19 protein-coding genes are annotated in these 18,280 nt (G+C 70.3%); 5 read left to right on the top strand and 14 right to left on the bottom strand.

Annotation, left to right across the window (positions count from 1 at the left end):
- The first annotated feature begins 11 nt into the window (after positions 1 to 11).
- A complete protein-coding gene (gene ahpF / locus ACWA7K_RS16305) occupies positions 12 to 1,568 on the top strand; it encodes an alkyl hydroperoxide reductase subunit F (RefSeq protein WP_456162453.1) in 1,557 nt (518 codons plus the stop codon).
- Here the strand turns inward: ahpF and ACWA7K_RS16300 are convergent, their stop codons facing one another.
- The gene (locus ACWA7K_RS16300; RefSeq protein WP_456162452.1) at positions 1,569 to 2,486 is read right to left on the bottom strand and encodes a LysR family transcriptional regulator; all 918 of its coding nucleotides are present in this window, start codon (positions 2,484 to 2,486) and stop codon (positions 1,569 to 1,571) included.
- Between the two features lie 117 nt (positions 2,487 to 2,603).
- Between ACWA7K_RS16300 and ACWA7K_RS16295 the strand changes: the two genes are divergently transcribed.
- Entirely contained in the window at positions 2,604 to 3,320 is a 717-nt protein-coding gene (locus tag ACWA7K_RS16295; RefSeq protein WP_456210197.1) for a DsbA family oxidoreductase, read from the top strand.
- 17 nt (positions 3,321 to 3,337) lie between these two features.
- Here ACWA7K_RS16295 and ACWA7K_RS16290 read toward each other — a convergent pair whose 3' ends face one another.
- The 12 genes from ACWA7K_RS16290 to ACWA7K_RS16235 form a co-directional block, all read right to left on the bottom strand.
- Positions 3,338 to 4,288, bottom strand: coding sequence for an AEC family transporter (locus ACWA7K_RS16290; protein ID WP_456162450.1), 951 nt, complete (start codon positions 4,286 to 4,288; stop codon positions 3,338 to 3,340).
- Positions 4,289 to 4,296: 8 nt separating this feature from the next.
- A complete protein-coding gene (locus tag ACWA7K_RS16285) occupies positions 4,297 to 5,256 on the bottom strand; it encodes a Gfo/Idh/MocA family oxidoreductase (protein ID WP_456162449.1) in 960 nt (319 codons plus the stop codon).
- 12 nt (positions 5,257 to 5,268) lie between these two features.
- On the bottom strand, positions 5,269 to 6,138 hold the full coding sequence (locus ACWA7K_RS16280; protein WP_456162448.1) for a class III extradiol dioxygenase subunit beta: 870 nt from the start codon (positions 6,136 to 6,138) through the stop codon (positions 5,269 to 5,271).
- Position 6,139: 1 nt separating this feature from the next.
- Complete coding sequence (ligA, locus tag ACWA7K_RS16275) at positions 6,140 to 6,583, bottom strand: protocatechuate 4,5-dioxygenase subunit alpha (RefSeq protein WP_456162447.1); 444 nt, start codon at positions 6,581 to 6,583, stop codon at positions 6,140 to 6,142.
- A gap of 25 nt (positions 6,584 to 6,608) precedes the next feature.
- Positions 6,609 to 8,294: a tannase/feruloyl esterase family alpha/beta hydrolase gene (locus tag ACWA7K_RS16270; RefSeq protein ID WP_456210195.1), complete on the bottom strand. Its 1,686-nt coding sequence runs from the start codon at positions 8,292 to 8,294 to the stop codon at positions 6,609 to 6,611.
- 13 nt (positions 8,295 to 8,307) lie between these two features.
- The gene (locus ACWA7K_RS16265; protein WP_456162445.1) at positions 8,308 to 9,240 is read right to left on the bottom strand and encodes an amidohydrolase family protein; all 933 of its coding nucleotides are present in this window, start codon (positions 9,238 to 9,240) and stop codon (positions 8,308 to 8,310) included.
- 5 nt (positions 9,241 to 9,245) lie between these two features.
- Positions 9,246 to 10,193: a DUF1932 domain-containing protein gene (locus ACWA7K_RS16260; protein ID WP_456162444.1), complete on the bottom strand. Its 948-nt coding sequence runs from the start codon at positions 10,191 to 10,193 to the stop codon at positions 9,246 to 9,248.
- A gap of 7 nt (positions 10,194 to 10,200) precedes the next feature.
- Entirely contained in the window at positions 10,201 to 11,208 is a 1,008-nt protein-coding gene (locus ACWA7K_RS16255) for a Bug family tripartite tricarboxylate transporter substrate binding protein (RefSeq protein WP_456162443.1), read from the bottom strand.
- Positions 11,209 to 11,254: 46 nt separating this feature from the next.
- Positions 11,255 to 11,938 (bottom strand): 4-carboxy-4-hydroxy-2-oxoadipate aldolase/oxaloacetate decarboxylase, encoded by a 684-nt coding sequence (gene ligK / locus ACWA7K_RS16250; protein WP_456162442.1) that lies wholly within the window; start codon positions 11,936 to 11,938, stop codon positions 11,255 to 11,257.
- A 21-nt stretch (positions 11,939 to 11,959) separates the two neighbouring features.
- Positions 11,960 to 12,988, bottom strand: coding sequence for an amidohydrolase family protein (locus ACWA7K_RS16245; protein ID WP_456162441.1), 1,029 nt, complete (start codon positions 12,986 to 12,988; stop codon positions 11,960 to 11,962).
- 143 nt (positions 12,989 to 13,131) lie between these two features.
- On the bottom strand, positions 13,132 to 14,343 hold the full coding sequence (locus tag ACWA7K_RS16240; RefSeq protein ID WP_456162440.1) for a type II toxin-antitoxin system HipA family toxin: 1,212 nt from the start codon (positions 14,341 to 14,343) through the stop codon (positions 13,132 to 13,134).
- Positions 14,340 to 14,663 (bottom strand): helix-turn-helix domain-containing protein, encoded by a 324-nt coding sequence (locus tag ACWA7K_RS16235; RefSeq protein WP_456162439.1) that lies wholly within the window; start codon positions 14,661 to 14,663, stop codon positions 14,340 to 14,342. The genes ACWA7K_RS16240 and ACWA7K_RS16235 overlap by 4 nt, the downstream gene beginning before the upstream one ends.
- Positions 14,664 to 14,861: 198 nt before the next feature.
- On the opposite strand from ACWA7K_RS16235, the gene ACWA7K_RS16230 reads away from it, so the two are divergent.
- On the top strand, positions 14,862 to 15,389 hold the full coding sequence (locus ACWA7K_RS16230) for a hypothetical protein (RefSeq protein ID WP_456162438.1): 528 nt from the start codon (positions 14,862 to 14,864) through the stop codon (positions 15,387 to 15,389).
- Positions 15,376 to 16,059 carry a hypothetical protein gene (locus ACWA7K_RS16225; protein WP_456162437.1) on the top strand — a complete coding sequence of 228 codons (684 nt, stop codon included), beginning with the start codon at positions 15,376 to 15,378 and terminating at the stop codon, positions 16,057 to 16,059. Before ACWA7K_RS16230 ends, ACWA7K_RS16225 begins: the two co-directional genes overlap by 14 nt.
- Positions 16,060 to 16,085: 26 nt before the next feature.
- On the opposite strand, the gene ACWA7K_RS16220 is transcribed toward ACWA7K_RS16225, so the two are convergent.
- Entirely contained in the window at positions 16,086 to 17,006 is a 921-nt protein-coding gene (locus ACWA7K_RS16220; RefSeq protein WP_456162436.1) for a LysR family transcriptional regulator, read from the bottom strand.
- 94 nt (positions 17,007 to 17,100) lie between these two features.
- On the opposite strand from ACWA7K_RS16220, the gene ACWA7K_RS16215 reads away from it, so the two are divergent.
- Positions 17,101 to 18,279 (top strand): efflux RND transporter periplasmic adaptor subunit, encoded by a 1,179-nt coding sequence (locus tag ACWA7K_RS16215; RefSeq protein ID WP_456162435.1) that lies wholly within the window; start codon positions 17,101 to 17,103, stop codon positions 18,277 to 18,279.
- The last annotated feature ends 1 nt before the right edge of the window (position 18,280 follow it).

The raw sequence follows: 18,280 nt of genomic DNA, 5'->3' as shown, positions 1-18,280 counted from the left end.
AGGACCGCACCATGCTGGACGACACCACCAAGGGCCAACTGGCCGCCTACTTCGAGAAGATCACGCAGCCGATCGAGCTGATCGCCAGCCTCGACGACTCGCAGGGCGCCGCCGACATCCGCGAGCTGATCACCGAGATCGCCGCGATCGCGCCGCAGAAGATCGCCACCCGCTTCGACGGTCGCCACGAGCGCCGTCCCTCGTTCCAGATCACCCGCGTCGGCCACGACATGGGCGTGCACTTCGCCGCCCTGCCGATGGGCCACGAGTTCACCTCGCTGCTGCTGGCGCTGCTGTGGGCCGGCGGTCATCCGCCGAAGGTCGAGGCGGCCGTGGTCGAGCAGATCCGCGCGCTGCAGGGCGACTTCAGCTTCACGACCTGGATGAGCCTGACCTGCCACAACTGCCCGGACGTCGTGCAGGCGCTCAACCTGATGGCCGTGCTGAACCCGCGTGTGCGCCACGTCGCGATCGACGGCGGGCTGTTCCAGGCCGAGGTCGAGGCGCGCCAGATCATGGCCGTGCCCAAGACCGAGCTGAACGGCGCCGACTTCTCCAGCGGCCGCATCGAGCTCGGCGAGATCCTCGCCAGGATCGACACCGGCGCGGCGGCGCGCGAGGCGCTCAAGCTCAGCGAGAAGGCGCCCTATGACGTGCTGATCGTCGGCGGCGGCCCGGCCGGCGCGGCGGCGGCGGTCTATGCGGCCCGCAAGGGCATCCGCACCGGCATCGTGGCCGAACGCTTCGGCGGCCAGACGATGGACACGATGGCGATCGAGAACTTCATCTCGGTCCAGGAGACCGACGGCCCGAAGTTCGCCGCCGCGCTGGAGGCCCACGTCAAGGCCTATGACGTCGACGTGATGACGCTGCAGCGCGTGCAGGCGCTGGTGCCGGCCTCGGCGCCCGGCGCGCTGGCCTCGGTCCAGCTGGCGAACGGCGCCGAGCTGAAGGCCCGCACGGTGATCCTGGCCACCGGCGCGCGCTGGCGCAACATGAACGTGCCCGGCGAGGACACCTACAAGACCAAGGGCGTGGCCTACTGCCCGCACTGCGACGGCCCGCTGTTCAAGGGCAAGGACGTCGCGGTGATCGGCGGCGGCAACTCGGGTGTCGAGGCCGCCATCGACCTGGCCGGCGTGGTCCGCAGCGTCACGCTGCTGGAGTTCGCCGACCAGCTCAAGGCCGACCAGGTGCTGGTCAACAAGCTGCGCAGCCTGTCCAACGTGACGGTGCACGTGAACGCGCAGACCACCGAGGTCATCGGCGACGGCCAGAAGATGACTGGCCTGCGCTACAAGGACCGCGTCTCCGGTGCCGAGCACACGCTCGAACTGGCCGGCGTGTTCGTGCAGATCGGCCTGGTGCCCAACACCGAGTTCCTGCGCGGCACGGTCGAGCTGAGCCGCTTCGGCGAGATCATCATCGACGCCAAGTGCCAGACCAGCGTGCCCGGCATCTACGCCGCCGGCGACGTGACGACCGTGCCGTTCAAGCAGATCGTCATCGCGGTCGGCGAGGGCGCCAAGGCGGCGCTCGGCGCGTTCGACCACCTGATCCGGAGCTGATCAGCCCGGATCGGCCATCTCCCACCACCGCCCCTGCAGCGACTCCTGCAGGTGGGCGATGAAGCTGGTGACCTTCGAGGGCACCAGCTTGGGCGACGGGAAGACGGCGTGGATCTCCTGCGACGGCAGCGTGTGGTCGGTCAGCACCGGCATCACGCGGCCGTTCTCGACCGACTCGCGCGCCACGTACCACGGCAGCATCGCCAGCCCCAGCCCGCCGCGTGCGGCGGCCAGCACGGCCGACAGGTTGTTCGAGCGCAGGGGGCCGCGCACGGCGATCGACTGCGGTGGCGTGCCGCCCGGTGCGCCGACGCTCCAGCGGTCGTCGCCCTGCACGCTGCTGTAGACCAGGCAGTCGTGCCGCGCCAGGTCGTCCAGCCCCTGCGGCCGGCCGCGCCGTGCGAGGTAGTCGGGCGAGGCGACCATGACCCACGGGTTGTCGCCCAGGTAACGCGCGCCGAGCGATGAATCGGCCAGCCGGCCCATCCGGATCGCCAGGTCCACGCCCTGCTGGACCAGGTCGACGTAGCGGTCCTCGAAGCTCAGGTCGATCGTCACGCCCGGGTGCAGCGCCATGTAGCGCAGCGCGCGCGGCACCAGCACGCGCCGGCCGAAGGCGACCGAGGTGCTGACGCGCAGCGTGCCGCCGACGCGGCTCTGCAGCAGCGTGGCGAGGTTGTCGGCCTCGTCGATCTCGTGCGCGATGCGCTTGCACTTGTCGTAGTAGATCGCGCCGACCTCGGTGGGCGTGACCCCGCGCGAGGAGCGGTGCAGCAGCCGCGCGCCGAGCCGCTGTTCCATCGCGGCGACCGCCTTGGTGGCCGTGGGCTGGGTGATGCCGAGCTCGACCGCGGCGCGGCTGAAGCTGCCGGTCTCGACCACGCGGATGTAGAGCTGAACGCTGGTGATGCGGTCCATCGCGCGACTGTAGGCCGATGCCGGTGCGGATGCTCCGACCGTCCTAGACTTCGCTCCCTCAGGGCCCGACGCCCGGGCGATGGGTGTCGCCGGCGAGGCGGGTCAGCAGGTGTCGAGATGAACGCGCAGCACAAGCCCATGACCATCGAGGTGGTCTCCGACGTGGTCTGCCCCTGGTGCGCCGTGGGCGTCAGCTCGCTGATGCGGGCGCTTGAACAGCTGGAGGGCGAACTGGCCCCGCGCATCCGGTTCGAGCCCTTCGAGCTGAACCCGACGCTCGGCCCCGGTGGCGCCGACATCGTCGACTACCTGAGCCGCAAGTACGGCTCCTCGCCGGCCCAGATCGAGCAGATGCACGCCAAGATCGCCGAGCGCGGTGCCGCAGTCGGCTTCGCCTTCTCGATGGACAAGCGCAGCCGCACCTACAACACCTTCGACGCCCACCGGCTGCTGCACTGGGCCGGCGAGGTCGACGAGACCGACGGCGGCGACCGCCAGCTGGCGCTCAAGCGGGCGCTGCTGAGCGCGCACTTCACCGATGGCCGCGACCCGGGGGATCCGGGCCTGCTGATCCGGCTGGCCGATGCGGTCGGGCTGGACCCGAACGAGGCCGCCGTGATCCTGACCGGTGACGCCCATGCCGACGCGGTGCGCGAGCGCGAGCAGTACTGGCAGGAGCTGGGCATCCAGTCGGTGCCGGCCTTCATCGTCAACGACACCCACCTGATCGAGGGCGGCCAGCCGCCGGAGGTCTTCGTCGCCGCGCTGCGCCAGATCGCCGCCGAAGCCTCAGGCGAGACCGGCCCGACCCAGGCGACCGATCTGGAACTCTGAACGACCGGGCGAGCCGCTCACGGCAGCCAGCCGTCGAGCTCGCCCAGGCCCCAGATCAGCGCGCTGATCGTGAAGAACGAGGCCACCGTCGCGGCCAGCAGCGCGGCGGCGCAGAAGTCCTCGTCGTGGTGCTTCTGCGCCAGCACCGGGTAGACGCTCAGCATCGGCATCGCCGCGAACAGCACGGCGCCGGTGCGCAGCAGCGGGTCGACCGGCGGCAGCAGCCAGAGCAGCGCGGCCATCGTCAGCGGCATCAGCACCAGCTTGCCGAAGACGACCTCCAGCACCGCGCCGAACATGCCCTGCAGGCGCAGCCCGACCAGCGTGCCGCCGATCAGGAACAGGGCCAGCGGGCTCGATGCGGTCGACACCAGCGCGACGGTGCGGGCCACCGGCTCGGGCAGGCGCAGGCCGGTCAGCGCGCACAGCAGGCCGGCCAGGATCGACAGGATCAGCGGGTTGCGCAGCAGCCCGCGCAGCGACACGGCCAGCGCCGGCCACATGCGGCTGCGCTGCTGCGCGCCGCTGTCGGCCAGCGCCATCGCCAGCGGCAGCACCAGCAGGTTCTCCACGATCATGTTGAGCGCCAGCACGACGCCGGCGATCGGGCCGATCACCTGCTGCGCGATCGGCAGGCCGACGAAGCCGCTGTTGGACGCCGACATGCCCAGCCCGCGCAGCGCGGCCGGCGACAGCGGCAGGCCGCGCACGCGGCGCGCGTACCAGAGTCCGCCGAGCTGCATCAGCAGCGATCCGGCCGCATAGGCCAGCAGGTAGACCGGGTGCAGCACCTCGGCGATGCGGCGCTGCGACAGCGCCGTGAACACCAGCGCCGGCAGGCAGAAGTTGACGACGAAGCGGCCCAGCACGCGCATCTCGGCCTTCTGGAACAGGCCCCCGCGCACGGCGAGCCAGCCCACCCCGATCAGCAGGTAGATCGGGACGGTGACCGAGAGGATGAAGCGCAAGGGCTGGCTCAGCCGTTGAGCTGCTGTTCGAGCTCGTGCAGGACGCGGTAGCAGTCCATCACGCCGGCCACGCTGCTGTTGGGCTCGCGGCCCTCGCGGATCGCGGCGAAGAACTCGCGGTCCTGCAGCTCGATGCCGTTCATCGACACGGCCACGCCGGAGACGTCGATCTTCTCTTCCTTGCCGGTGTAAAGGTCGTCGTAGCGCGCGATGTAGGTCGCACTGTCGCCGATGTAGCGGAAGAAGGTGCCGAGCGGGCCGTCGTTGTTGAAGGACAGGCTCAGCGTGCAGATCGCGCCGTTGGCGGCCTTCAGCTGGATGCTCATGTCCATCGCGATGCCCAGCGTCGGGTGGATCGGGCCCTGGATCGCGTTCGCCTTCACGATCGGCGAGCCGCACTGGTAGGCGAACAGGTCGACCGTGTGCGCGGCGTGGTGCCACAGCAGGTGGTCGGTCCAGCTGCGCGGCTGGCCCAGCGCGTTCATGTTGGTGCGGCGGAAGAAGTAGGTCTGCACATCCATCTGCTGGATGTTGAACTCGCCGGCCCTGATCTTGCCGTTGACGTACTGGTGGCTCGGGTTGAAGCGGCGGGTGTGGCCGACCATCGCGACCAGGCCGGTCTGGCGCTGCAGCGCCAGCACCTCCTGGCCCTCGCGGTAGACGTCGCACAGCGGAATCTCGACCTGCACGTGCTTGCCGGCCTTCAGGCAGGCCAGCGTCTGGCTGGCGTGCATCTGCGTGGGGGTGCAGAGGATGACGGCGTCGACCTCGGGCAGCGACAGGCTGTCGTCCAGCTCGGTGGTGACGTGGCCGATGCCGTACTTGGCGGCGACCTCGCGGGTCTTCTCCAGGTCACGGCTGATCAGCGAGACCACCTCGACGCCGTCGATGTTGCGGATGCCGTCCAGGTGCTTGATGCCGAAGGCGCCGGCGCCTGCCAGGGCCACCTTGATCGTCTTGTCGCTCATGTCGTTCGTTCCTTAGACGTTGTTCTCGAGGATGACGTGTCCGACCGCCGTGTTCGAGGCGGGCACGTGATAGAAGCGGTGACGCAGCGTGGGCTTCGGACCCCCGTCGGCATCGGCCATCGCGCCGCGCGCGATCAGCCACATGACCAGTTCAATGCCCTCGCTGCCGGCCTCGCGCACGTAGTCGATGTGCGGCGTCGCGGCGGCGGCCTCGGGGTCGGCGATCAGCTGGTCCAGCCAGGCGTTGTCCCACTCGCGGTTGATCAGGCCGGCGCGCGCGCCCTGCAGCTGGTGGCTCATGCCGCCGGTGCCCCAGATGTGCACGTTCAGCGGCTCGTCGTAGCTCTCGATCGCCTTGCGGATCGCGCGGCCGAGGTTGTAGCAACGCCGGCCGTTGGGCACCGGGTACTGCACCACGTTGACCGCGAACGGGATGACCGGGCAGGGCCAGGCGCCGTCGGTCGGGCTTTGCTGGCCGCACATCAGGCTCAGCGGCACGGTCAGGCCGTGGTCGACGTCCATCCTGTTGACGATGGTCAGGTCGAAGTCGTCCTGGATCACGCTCTGCGCGATGTGCGCGGCCAGGTCCGGATGGCCGATCACCTTGGGCACCGGGCGCGGGCCCCAGCCTTCGTCGGCCGGCTGGAACTCGGCCGCGCAGCCGATCGCGAAGGTCGGGATCATCTCCAGGCTGAAGGCCGTCGCGTGGTCGTTGTAGACCAGGAAGATCACGTCGGGCCTGTTGTCCTTCATCCACTGCTTGCTCGGCTCGTAGCCGGCGAACACCGGCTGCCAGTACGGCTCGGCGGTCTTGCCCAGGTCGAGCGCCGCGCCGATGGCCGGCACGTGGGAGGTGTAGACGGATGCGGTGATGCGGGCCATGTCAGGCCTCCTTCTTCTGGTTGGCCTTGCCTTGCGGCTGCCGGTGGGGCTGCGCGTCGCCGTCCTCGCCAAGGTGGCGGTTGCCTTCGGCCGAGCGGCCGCCGGCCAGCATCATGGCCATGTACTCCTCCTGGGTCATGCCCGTCATGCTGGCGGCCATGAACTGGAAGCTCTTGCCGTCGGTGGCGCCGATCTTGGCCAGGAAGTAGATGTTCCCGCCGGCCGCGATGCAGCGGTTCAGGTCGCGCGTCAGCACGCCCTGCTTCTGCTCCTCGGTCATCGGCCACTGGTCGAGGTAGGCGCGTTCGTCGGCCTTGAACCGCTCGCGGTTCTCGGCCTTCATCAGCGACATGCAGAACTGGTTCAGCCAGTAGCCCTTGCGGGACTGCTCGGCGTCGAAGATGGTCGTGCCGGGCACGTCCTGGTAGGGCTTGTCGAGGGCCATGGGTCGGGTCTCCTGGAACGGTTCTTCAGGGCGCCAGGCAGCGGAAGCTGGCGGCCGATTCGGGGTTGCCGCTGAGGTAGCGGGCAACCTGGGGATGGGGGCACAGCAGCCGGCTGCGCTGCTTCGACCAGCCGGCCGGCAGCTCGGGGTTGGCCGGGTTGACCGTGGCGACGAGGGCGGCCGGGGCGCGGCCCTGCTCGACCCAGTCGACCAGCGCGCCGTAGGCATCGAACTGGTCGGTCGCCGGGCCGCCGCTGCAATGCGCCATGCCGGGCACGCCGTAGTGGCGCACCGCATCGGCGCCGCCGTTGGCCTGCAGCCGCTCGACCCAGCGGCGCGTGTCGTGGACCGAGAACACCGCGTCGCTGTGGCCGTGATAGACCAGCAGCTTGCCGCCCCGGGCGCGGAAGGTCGCGAGCTTCGGGTCGTCGACATCGGGCGGCGTCATGAAGGCCATCGCCGACTCGCTGTACGCGCCCGACGTGGCGAGGATGCCCGGCGCGTCGCGGTCGAAGTCGAAGCGGCTCAGGTAGGCCAGCAGCGCGGCCGGCGTGCCGGGCATGGCGGTCGGCGGTGTCGTGAAGACATGGGCCAGCGAGCCGGCGCCCATCGTCGCGATCAGCGGCAGGCGGTCCCACGGCGGAATCTGGCTTTCGAGCTTCCAGAAGCGCCAGTTGCCCGCGCCCATGCCGGCATCCCACGGCCAGTCGCTGTAGAGCGCCTCGCCGCGGCTGTTGCGTGGCCCTGCCAGCGAACGCTGCAGGGCACCGACCTGCGCGGCGCTCAGGCACTGGGCGGTCTTGGCGCCAGGGCACGTCAGCTCGGCCAGATTCACGCGCGGCTGGCAGGCCGCCAGGTCCGCGACGATGCCGTCGGCCAAGCCGTCCAGCGCATCGCAGCGCGCCAGCACGTGGTCGGCCACCAGCCGCATGTCGGCCGGGCTGAAGGCGCGGCGGATGTCGGCATCGGCCTGCTGCCAGCTCTGCACGTCCCAGGCATGCTGGACCGCCGCGCGCGGCAGGTTGAAGCCCGGTGCGCCGGCCAGGATGCCGTCGTAGCGGTCACCGTAGCGGCTGGCCGCGACCAGCCCATGACGGCCACCGTTGGAGCAGCCCAGCATGTAGCTGCGCTGCGGTTTCTGCCCGTAGCGACCGGCCATCAGCGCCTGCGCGATGCGGTAGACGGTGTCGTTGGCGGCGTAGCCATAGTCGCGCCGCGCCTGCGGGTCCTCGCCGAAGACGTTGCCACGCGCCAGGCCGGCGGCGGCGTTGGCGGGCGAGTCCTCGCTGTGGCCCGCATCCGAGCTGATCACCGCGTCGCCGCGTTGCAGCGCGTGACGCTGCTGGATGCCCAGGGCGCCCAGGGCCGGCACCACCTTGCCGTCGTTGCCGCCGTTGACCTGGTGCACGAAGCGCCGGCTCCAGTCGTCGGGCAGGCGCATCTCGAAGCCGATCGCGTAGGGCCGGCCGTCGAGGCCGGTGCGCGGGTTGGCCTCGCCCTGCACCAGGCAATGGGCCGGGTTGCCTTGGGCATCGGCCGCGACCTGGCGGGCCAGCGTCAGCCGCACCGACTGCAGCGCGGGCGGCGACGACAGCGTCGCCAGCGCCGCCGGCAGCGCCTCGCAGGCCAGCGGCTTCGTGGCGGGCTGCAGGCTGCTGCAGCTCGCCAGCAGCGCGGCACCGGCAATGAGGGTCAGGCGCAGGCTCGTCACGGCGTCTTCCGCGTCAGGCTTCTTCGGGCCAGTACAACCGCATCGGGTTGTCGACCAGCAGCTTCTTCTGCAGCTCGGCCGTCGGCGCGATGTGCGGGATGAAGTCGACCAGCAGGCCGTCATCGGGCATGTGGTCCTTCAGGTTCGGGTGCGGCCAGTCGGTGCCCCACAGCACGCGGTCCGGGAAGGCCTCGACCACGCGGCGGGCGAAGGGCACGACGTCGCGGTAGGCGGCCTGTTCGCCGTCCAGCGCCTTCGGGCCGGTGACCGACAGGCGCTCCGGGCAGCTGACCTTGCTCCAGACGTTCGGGTGCTCGCGCATGAACTTCAGGAACAGCTCGAACTCGGGGCCGTCGATCGGCTTGCTGACGTCCGGGCGGCCCATGTGGTCGACCACGACGGTGGTGGGCAGGGCGGTGAAGAAGTCCCACAGCTCGGGCAGGTCGACCGCCTCGAAGTAGATGACGACGTGCCAGCCCCACTTCGCGATGCGGCCGGCGATCTCCAGCAGCTCGTCCTTGGGCGTGAAGTCGACCAGGCGCTTGACGAAGTTGAAGCGCACGCCGCGCACGCCCGCGTCGTGCATGGCCTGCAGCTCGGCATCGCTGACGCTGCGCCGCACGGTGGCCACGCCACGTGCCTTGCCGCCGCTGTTCACGAGGGCATCGACCATCGCGCGGTTGTCGGCGCCGTGGCAGGTGGCCTGCACGACCACGTTGCGCGCGAAGCCCAGGTGGTCGCGCAGGGCGTAGAGCTGGTGCTTGCTGGCGTCGCAGGGCGTGTACTTGCGCTCGGGGGCGTAGGGGAACTCGGCACCGGGTCCGAAGACGTGGCAGTGCGCGTCGACCGCGCCGGCCGGCAACGCAAAGCGCGGCTTGGCCGGGCCGGTGTACCAGTCCATCCAGCCGGCGGTCTTGGTGAAGTCACCCGTGGTGGGCTTGCTCATGGAGGTCATTCCTTGTGGGGTTGGACGGCAGCCAGGATGCGGTCGGCCTCGGTGCGCCAGTCGGCGCTGCGGGCGAAGCCGGGCGTGCCCTTGGGGCCGAACAGGCCGTCGTCGGCCAGGTCGGCAACCCAGGCCTGCCGGTCGGCGGTGCCGCTGGCCGACCAGGGCGTCAGGCCGGCCTCGCGCACGGTCTCGGCGACCTCGCGCACTTCCTCGCTGCGGCGCCGGCCGTGTTCGATCACGCGCTGGAAGAAGTAGCTCGCCTGCTTCTCCCAGTCGATGCCGGGGAAGGTCTCGTGCAGCGACGCGATCACCGCGTCCTCGACGCCGTGGAAGCGCGCCGCCGTGAAGCTCTCGATGACCATCGCCTCCAGGCCCTTGATCATCACGCTGCGGCACATCTTGGTGGCCGATGCCACGCCCAGCGTCGTGCTCGACACCTTCGGCGCGAAGCCGAGGGCGGCCAGCACCGGCAGCAGCGCGTCGGCCGATGCGCCGCCCAGCAGCAGCGGCACGCGGATGCGGTAGGGCGGGATGCTGGTCATCACCGCGCCTTCGACATAACGGCCGCCGGCCGCGTCGATCAGCGCGGCGGCGCGCTGCTTGGCGCCGGGCGAGGCCGAGTTGAAGTCCAGGAAGAAGGCACCGTTGCGCACGCCCGGCGCGCAGGCCTGCGCCACCGGCACCGCCTGGCTGGCGGTCACCGCGCTCAGGATCAGGTCGGCCTGTGCGGCCAGCGCCGCATGGCTGTCGGCCAGGCTCACGCCGTGAGCCTGTGCATGCGCGACCAGCGGGGCGCGCGTGGCCATATCCGCCGTGCGGGCCAGCTTCAGGTCGAAGGCGCAGACCGCCACGCCCTGTGCGCGCAGGTCCTCGGCCAGGATGCGGCCGACCTCGCCATAGCCGAGGACGCCGACGATGCCGACGCGCTTGACGATGCCGTCGTGTGCCATGTCGGCCTCAGTCCAGCGAGGCCTTGGCGCGCTGGACCACGCCGGCCCACTTGGTCGATTCGCTGCCGATGAAGGCGTTGAACTGATCGCGCGTGACCGGGAACTGCTCGTAGCCGAAGGTCGCGTAACGCTGCGCGATGTCGGGCTCGGCCAGCGCCTCGTTGATGTCCTTCTGGATCTTGTCGGCGACCGCCTTGGGCAGGCCCTTGGGCGCGGCGACCGCCGTCCAGCCGGTCACCTCGTAGCCGGCCGGGCCGCCCGACTCGGCCACGGTGGGCACGTCCGGGAAGGCCGGATGCCGCTTCGGCGCGGTCACGGCGATGAACTTGAGCTTGCCGGTGCGCTGCAGCGGGCCGGCCGTGGCCAGCGAGCCGAGCGACCAGTTCAGTTCGCCGTTGGCCACGCCGGTGTAGAGCATCGACGTTTCCTTGTAGATGATGTGCTGCATCTCCGTGCCGGTCATCGACTCCAGCAGCGCCGAGCCCAGGTGGACGGGGTTGCCCACGCTCCACGAACCGTAGTTCAGCTTGCCCGGATGGGCCTTGGCATCGGCCAGGATGTCGCCGACGGTGCGGTACGGGCTGGTCGAGGCCACGCCGACGAAGAAGTAGGTGCGGAACAGCGGCGCGACGACGTCGAAGTCCTTCACCGGGTCGTACGGCAGCTTCTTGAACAGGTGCGGATAGGCGACCAGGTGGACGTTGTCGAGCTGGATCAGGTCATGCCCATCGGTAGCGCCGCGCTTGAAGGCGTCGATCGCGATGAAGCCGTTGCCACCGGGCTTGTTCTCGACCACGACCGGCTTGCCCCACTTCTTCTGCAGCTTCTCGGCCAGCACGCGCAGCACGGCTTCCGGACCGGCGCCGGCCGGGAAGGGCGTGATGATGCGCACGGGCTTGCTCGGGAAGTCCTCGGCCTGTGCGGGCAGGCCGGCCAGCAGCGCGGCACTGGCCAGCGTGGCGAGGCCGATCTGGCGCAGGGTGTGCCGCTTGGCGGCTTGGCGGGTCGTGGTCATGGGTCTTGTCTCTTGGTTGTGGGTGCGTTGATTCGGTCGAGGTGACTCAGTCGATGTACTTCAGGCCCGCAGCCGCCAGCGGCTCGCGCATCTTGTACATGTCCAGGCCCAGCACGCCGCTGGCCAGCTTGGCGCGCTTCTCGCCTTCGAAGCTCTCGCGCTTGATCGCGGCTTCGAGCGTCTGCGCCGCCCGCGCGGCCGGCACGCAGACCACGCCGTCGTCGTCGGCCACGATGACATCGCCGGGCGTGACCAGCATGCCGGCACAGACCACGGGGATGTTCACCGAGCCCAGCGTCGCCTTGATCGTGCCCTTGCTGCTGATGGCGCGGCTCCAGACCGGGAAGCCCATCTCCTGCAGCACCTTCACGTCGCGCACGCCGGCATCGATGATCAGCGCGCGCGCGCCACGGGCCTGGAAGCTGGTCGCCAGCAGGTCACCGAAATAGCCGTCGGTGCACTCGGCGGTGACCGCCGCGACGACCACGTCGCCCGGCTGGATCTGCTCGGCCGCCACATGCATCATCCAGTTGTCACCGGGTTGCAGCAGCACCGTGACCGCCGTGCCCGAGACCTGGCAGCCCGGGTAGATCGGCCGCATGTAGGGCTTCAACAGGCCGACACGGCCCATCGCCTCGTGCACCGTGGCCGAGCCCAGCGCGGCCAGACCGTCTGCAGCGGCGCGGTCGGCGCGGGTGATGTTGCGGTAGACGACTCCGAGTTCGTACATGGTCATGTCTCCTTGTGGGGCTCAGAGGCCCTTGGCCTTCAGGGCGGCGTCGAGGCGCGAGAACACGCGGCGGGCATTGCCTTCGAACACCAGGTGGCGTTCCTCGTCGCTGAGGTTGGCGGTCGCCTCGACGTAGCGCTTCGTGTCGTCGTAGTAGTGGCCGGTGGTCGGGTCGATGCCACGCACCGCGCCGATCATTTCGCTGGCGAACAGGATGTTCTTCACCGGGATCACGTCGGTCAGCAGGTCGATGCCGGGCTGGTGGTAGACGCAGGTGTCGAAGAAGATGTTGTTGAGCAGGTGCTCGTCCAGCAGCGGCTTCTTCAGCTCCTGGGCCAGGCCGCGGAAACGGCCCCAGTGGTAGGGCACCGCGCCGCCGCCGTGCGGGATCAGGAACTTCAGCGTCGGGAAGTCCTTGAACAGGTCGCCCGTCAGGCACTGCATGAAGGCCGTCGTGTCGGCGTTGAGGTAGTGCGCCCCGGTGGTGTGGAAACACGCGTTGCAGCTCGTGCTCACGTGGATCATGGCGGGGATGTCGTGCTCGACCATCTTCTCGTAGACGGGGTACCAGTGCCGGTCGGTCAGCGGCGGGCTGGTCCAGTGGCCGCCGGACGGATCGGGGTTCAGGTTGATGCCCACGAAGCCGTAGTCCTTGACGCAGCGCTCCAGCTCGGGGATGCAGCTGGCCGGGTCCACGCCGGGCGACTGCGGCAGCATCGCCGCGCCGATGAAGTGGTCCGGGAACAGCTCGCTGACCCGGAAGCACAGCTCGTTGCAGATCGCCGCCCAGGTCGACGAGGTCTGGAAGTCGCCGATGTGATGCGCCATGAAGCTGGCCCGCGGGCTGAAGATCGTCAGGTCGCTGCCGCGCTGCTTCATCAGCTTGAGCTGGTTGGTCTCGATCGACTCGCGCAGCTCGTCGTCGCTGATCTTCAGCGACGACGGATCGGGCGTCTTGCTCGGGTCCTTCAGCGCCGCAATCTGCAGATCACGCCAGGCGCCGAGGGCAGCCGGCGCGGTCGTGTAGTGGCCATGGACGTCGATGATCATCGCGGTGCTCCGGGGTGCAGGTTTCACGGGCCGCCCCGGCGATCGTCCGACCCCGGTTCAGCGTGGCGCGATTGTGGGAACCTGCAGCCATGCCGGCAACGGGGGGTTGGGGACTAGCAGGTATAGCGGGATGGCATGGTTAGCTAGCTGCCCAGCCACGTCATCGACGGCACCGGCAGGTCCTCTGCAGGCAGGCCGCAGGCCTGGACTTCCAAGGGCCAGGATCGGGCGATTTCGTCCCGGCAGTCCTCGATGTAGCGCCGGCCTTCTTCGGCCGGATAGCCGAACCGTTCGCAGTCCCTGAGCATGTTGGCCGTCGTCGCGGCCATGTTTCCATCGCGTGTCACCGCCATGGCCAGGGTGCCCGAGAAGGTGGTGTACGGGGCGATGTCGAAGGCATCGGCCAGGCGCCACTGGCCGTCCTGGAAGATCACGCCATGGTTGCGCGGGTGGTCGTCACCGTTGCCGCAGATGGCATTGAAGGCCATGCGCCGCCACAGCTCGCGCTGCATCGCGACGACGTCGACCGCAGACCGCCCGCACCAGCGCTGCAGCTCGTGCGCAAAGGCCACATAGGACCGGCTGCGTTCGCCGCGCGTCGGGCTGTCCAGCCGCAGCACCGTGTGGGCGCTGGCATAGAGCCGTCGCGTGGTCCGCCCGGCGTCGTCGATCGATCGGTCGAATCGGCGCACCAGCACCAGCTCGCGCCCGCCGACCTGCAGGAACTCGACCTCGGCGGTCCGGATGCCACACCGTCGTGCGAGGCGCATGCTGACGAACTCGCGCAGCGGTGCATGGGGCGGGTCGCCTCGATCCTGCAGCTTGGCGATCCACAGTTGACCCCGATGCAGGACCGTGAGCTTGGGACGTTCGCCGCCCAGGCTGGTGCCGGCCAGGTCCTTGACCGTGCGGGCCGCCTGGCTGCTCGGCCGTTCCGGCGGCAGCGCGGCCAGGGTGTCGAGCAGCAGCCCCGAGCCGGGCGCTGCAAAGGCCAGCTTCGGCGCGATGTCCTCGCAGACGGCCAGGGCGCCGACGGCGTCGCCTTCGGCGAGTTCCAGCCGGACCAGCACGTCATCGAGCGACTGGCCGCGCATCTGTTCGAGCAGGGCCAGCCCGAAGCCTTCCGGGCTGGCGTCTCGCAGGACGCCGAACAGCCCGCCTTGCCGGGTTTCGGTGGCGCCTCGGCTCGATCGCGTGAACGGCAGGTTCATCGGATCGAGCGCCACCGCATCCGACCGGGCGCGGTAGGTCGGGTCGTAGATGAAGCGGCCGACGCCCTGGTCAAGCGAGAACTCACCGCAGCGGACGGGCTCGTACTGGCCGGGCAGCCACACCCAGACCGGCTTGCGGGTCATCGCGGCCCCCGAACCCGCTGGGGCAACTGCGCCTCCAGCAACGCCACGTCGCCGTCTTCGCGCCCGAGCGTTGCCAGCTGCGCAGCAAGCCCTTCCAGCAGGTCAAGCGCCCACAGCGTCGACAGCCAGTAGCCCATCTGGACGGTGGGCGCGCCCTTCTCGATGGCCACCATCGTGGTCATGCTGATGCCGGCCTTCACGGCCAGGTCCGCCTGCGTCAACGACCGCGCCCGGCGCACCACCCGCACGCGCGCGGCGAGCGCCAGCAGGACGTCCTCGGCCTCGAAGGGCAGGCGATGGAGACTGGCGGATTTCTTCATAAGGAAGAAATTATCTGACTTTGATGGTGTTTAGGGAGTACTTCGTGGGCGACGGCCCTGCACAAGCCTTGCGAGGCGCCTTGCCCGATCGAGCAGATCAAGGCCGTGGCCCAGCACCTCTTGACCAGTTCCCACCACCGGGCCATATTCGCGATTCCCGAATAGCGAATGCCGGTCATGGAACTCAGGCCTCAAGACTTGCTCGTGCTGCTGAAGGTGGCGGCTCATCCATCTCGTCGATGGACGTATGCCGCGCTGGGCGAGGCGTTGTCGCTCAGTGTTTCGGAGTCGCATGCCTGCGTCAGGCGCGCGGTGGCAGCTGGGCTGGCCGTCGTCACGGCGCGGGGCGAATGGGAGCCCGTGCGGCCCCATCTGCTGGAGTTCGTGCTGCATGGCGTGCGCTATGTCTGGCCCGCCGCCGTCGGGCCGGTCAAGCGCGGCGTTCCGACCGCGATCGGGGCCGAGCCACTTGCCAGCCTGTTGAAGGTGGCGCCGGGCGAGGCGCCCGTCTGGGCTGACCCGAAGGGATCGGCCAAGGGGCCGACGTGGTCGCCCCTCTACCGCACCGCCCCGCAGGCCGCGCTGGCGGATCCGGCGCTGCACCGGTTGCTGTCCTTGCTGGACGCCTTGCGGGCGGGCCGCTTGCGTGAGCGCCAGCTGGCAGCAGGACTGATGACGGATGCCCTGCAGCGCCCGGAGACCGAGGCGCTCGATGCGAGCCGATGACCCCAACCTGCCCGACCTGCGCCAGATCGCCTCGGCGCTGGGCGAACTGCGTGAGCAAGTGGTCTTCCTGGGCGGCGCCGTCGCAGGTCTGCTGATCACCGATCCGCTGGCCAGCAGTGTCCGGGCGACCCGGGACGTGGACGCCATCGTGGACGCCGGACGCGCCACGTTTCACCTCATCGAGGCGAGGTTGTCGACCTGCGGCTTCATGCCCGACGCCAGCGGCGACGTGATCTGCCGTTGGGTGCATCGGCCGTCCGGGGTGATGTTCGACCTCATGCCGGTCGAGCCGGACGTGCTGGGCTTCACCAACCCCTGGTATGCCTACACGGAGCGGACGGCCATGGGGGTGGACCTGGGTGACGGCCTCGCGATCCGGGTCGCCCGGGCAGAGGCCTTCGTGGCGACCAAGCTGGTGGCCTTTGCGAGCCGAGGGGGAGGTGATTTCCTGACCAGTCACGATCTGGAGGACGTGCTCAACATCGTCGACGGCCGCGAGCAGCTGCTGACCGAGGTTGCCTCGGCCCCCGCCGATCTGCGCCAGGCCATCGCCGAAGCATTTCGTCAGTTGCTCGCTGACCCGGATTTCGCGAACGTGTTGCCGGGGCTGCTGGCGGACCCGGATCGGTCATCGATCGTGCTGGCGCGCCTGCGCACCCTGTCTGGTTGAGGCGCGGCGCCCGCAGCGCCGTCCCATCACCCCGGCAACGACCCCGCCGCCTCGTTCTGCGGCAGGCTCGTGACCAGTTCGCGCAGCACCTGGCAGCTGTGGCGGACCAGGGCGCTGGGGCGCTTGTGGGCGGGGACGGCGAGGCAGAGGACGCTGCTCAGGCCCGGGTCGACCAGCGCCCGCACGGTCAGGCGGTCGGCCTGGCCGCTGGCCTGCACGGCGCTGGCGGTCAGCACGGCGTGGCCGTGGCCGGCGGCGACCAGGTCGATGATGGCGGCGATGCTGGAGACCTCCCAGGCGATCGACAGTTGCAGCCCCGCCAGCGTCGCCTGGCTGTCGAGCAGGCGGCGGATGACGTGCTGGCGCTCGGGCAGGACGAGGTCGTAGCCGGCCAGCTCGCGCAGCGGCAGCGGGGCGCGGCTGGCGTCCGGGCCGGACGGGCTGACGAGGCAGAGCGACTCCTGCAGCAGCGGGCTGATCTGCAGCGCCGGCTGGGCCTCGGGGTTGTAGAGCAGGCCGAGGTCGACGCGGCCGGTGGCGATCCATTCGCTGACGTGCGTGGACATGCCCTCGACGATGGCCAGCCGGGCCTGCGGCAGGCGGCGCCGGAAGGCGTCGATCAGCGGCAGCGTCAGCTGGCGGCCGATCGTCGGCGGCAGGCCGATGTTGACGCGGCCGACCGGCGCGTCGCGGCTGGCGCCCATGTCCTCGCGGGCCTGCGCGACCTGCTGCAGGATGGTCACGCAGTGGTCGAACCAGCGCCGGCCGGCCTCGGTCATCTCGACGCCGCGGCCGTTGCGGGTCAGCAGCGTTTCGCGCAGCTCGATCTCGAGCGCGCGCACCTGGCGGCTCAGCGCCGGCTGGGCGATGTCCAGCACGACGGCGGCCTTGCTGAAGCTGCCCAGCTCGGCGACCTGAACGAAATATTCGAGCTGCTTGAGGTTCATCGTGTTCGCGGCGATCGGTGTCGCCAGTGTCGCCGAGGGCCGGATCCTGCATGCCATCATGCGTGTTGCACTTCATGCGGAGCGGGGACTGGACGTGCGTCGATACAAGGGCTGGCTGATCGCCGGCGTGCTGATGGCGGCGGTGCTGGGCGGCGGGACGTGGTGGTGGCGCCATTCGCCGCTGGACGTCACGACCGCGCGGGTCGGACGTGGCCCGGCGGTCGAGGCGGTCTACGCCACCGGCCTGGTCGAGCCGACGGTGCAGATGCCGGTGGCGCCGCGCACCGGCGGTCGGCTGGTGCAGTGGCTGGTCGAGGAAGGCGCCAAGGTCCGGCGCGGCCAGGTGCTGGCGCGGCTGCAGGCCGTCGAGCTCGACCAGACCGTGCAGGAGCTGGGCGCGCGCGAGAAGCTGGCCCGGATCCAGCTGGATCGCACGCAGGCGCTGGTCAAGGACCAGTTCCTGTCGAAGGCCGAGCTGGACCGGGTCCAGACCGAACTCGCCGCCGCCGAGGCCGCCTCGCGCCGCGCCCAGGCCCAGCGCGACGACATGGAGCTGCGCGCGCCCGCCGACGGCACCGTGCTGCGCCGCGACGGCGAAGCCGGCCAGGTCGTCGCGGCCGGCCAGACGCTCTACACGCTGGCCTGCTGCGCGCCGCTGCGGGTGGCCGCCGAGGTCGACGAGGAAGACATCGTGCGGGTCCGGCGCGGCCAGCGCGTGCTGCTGCGCAGCGAGGCCCTGCCCGGCCGTGTCTTCGAGGCCGAGGTGGCCGACATCACGCCCAAGGGTGACCCGGTGGCGCGCAGCTGGCGGGTCCGCATCCGCCCGCGCGAGGCGGCCGTGCTGGAAGCCGCCGGTGCCCGCGCCGGCATGACGATGGACGCCAACATCGTCATCTCGCGCCGCGACGACGTGCTGTTGATGCCGAGCCGGGCGCTGACCGTGCCGGGGCTGGCGCCGGAGAAGGGCGCGGCGACGGTGCAGACGGCGGTCGCGCCTGTTGCGGCGCCGGTCGCCGCTTCTGCCGCATCCGAGGCCACCGCCCCCGCGCCGGCCTCCACCCGACAGGTGCCCGTCTGGGTCGTCGATGCCCAGGGCCGGCTGCGACGCCCGCTGGTGACGCTCGGCGTGACCGGCGGCGAACGCGCCGAGGTCATCGCCGGGCTGGCCGAAGGCGACACGCTGGTGGTCGCGGCGGTCGAACACGGCGCCGGGCTGCGCGAGGGTCGCCAGGTGCGCAGCGTGCCGTCGGCGGCGCCGGTGCCGGTGCGCTGAG

It is taken from the genome of Leptothrix mechoopdaensis (SeqCode) (genome assembly GCF_053893855.1).
This window is presented reverse-complemented; position numbering and strand designations above follow the sequence as displayed.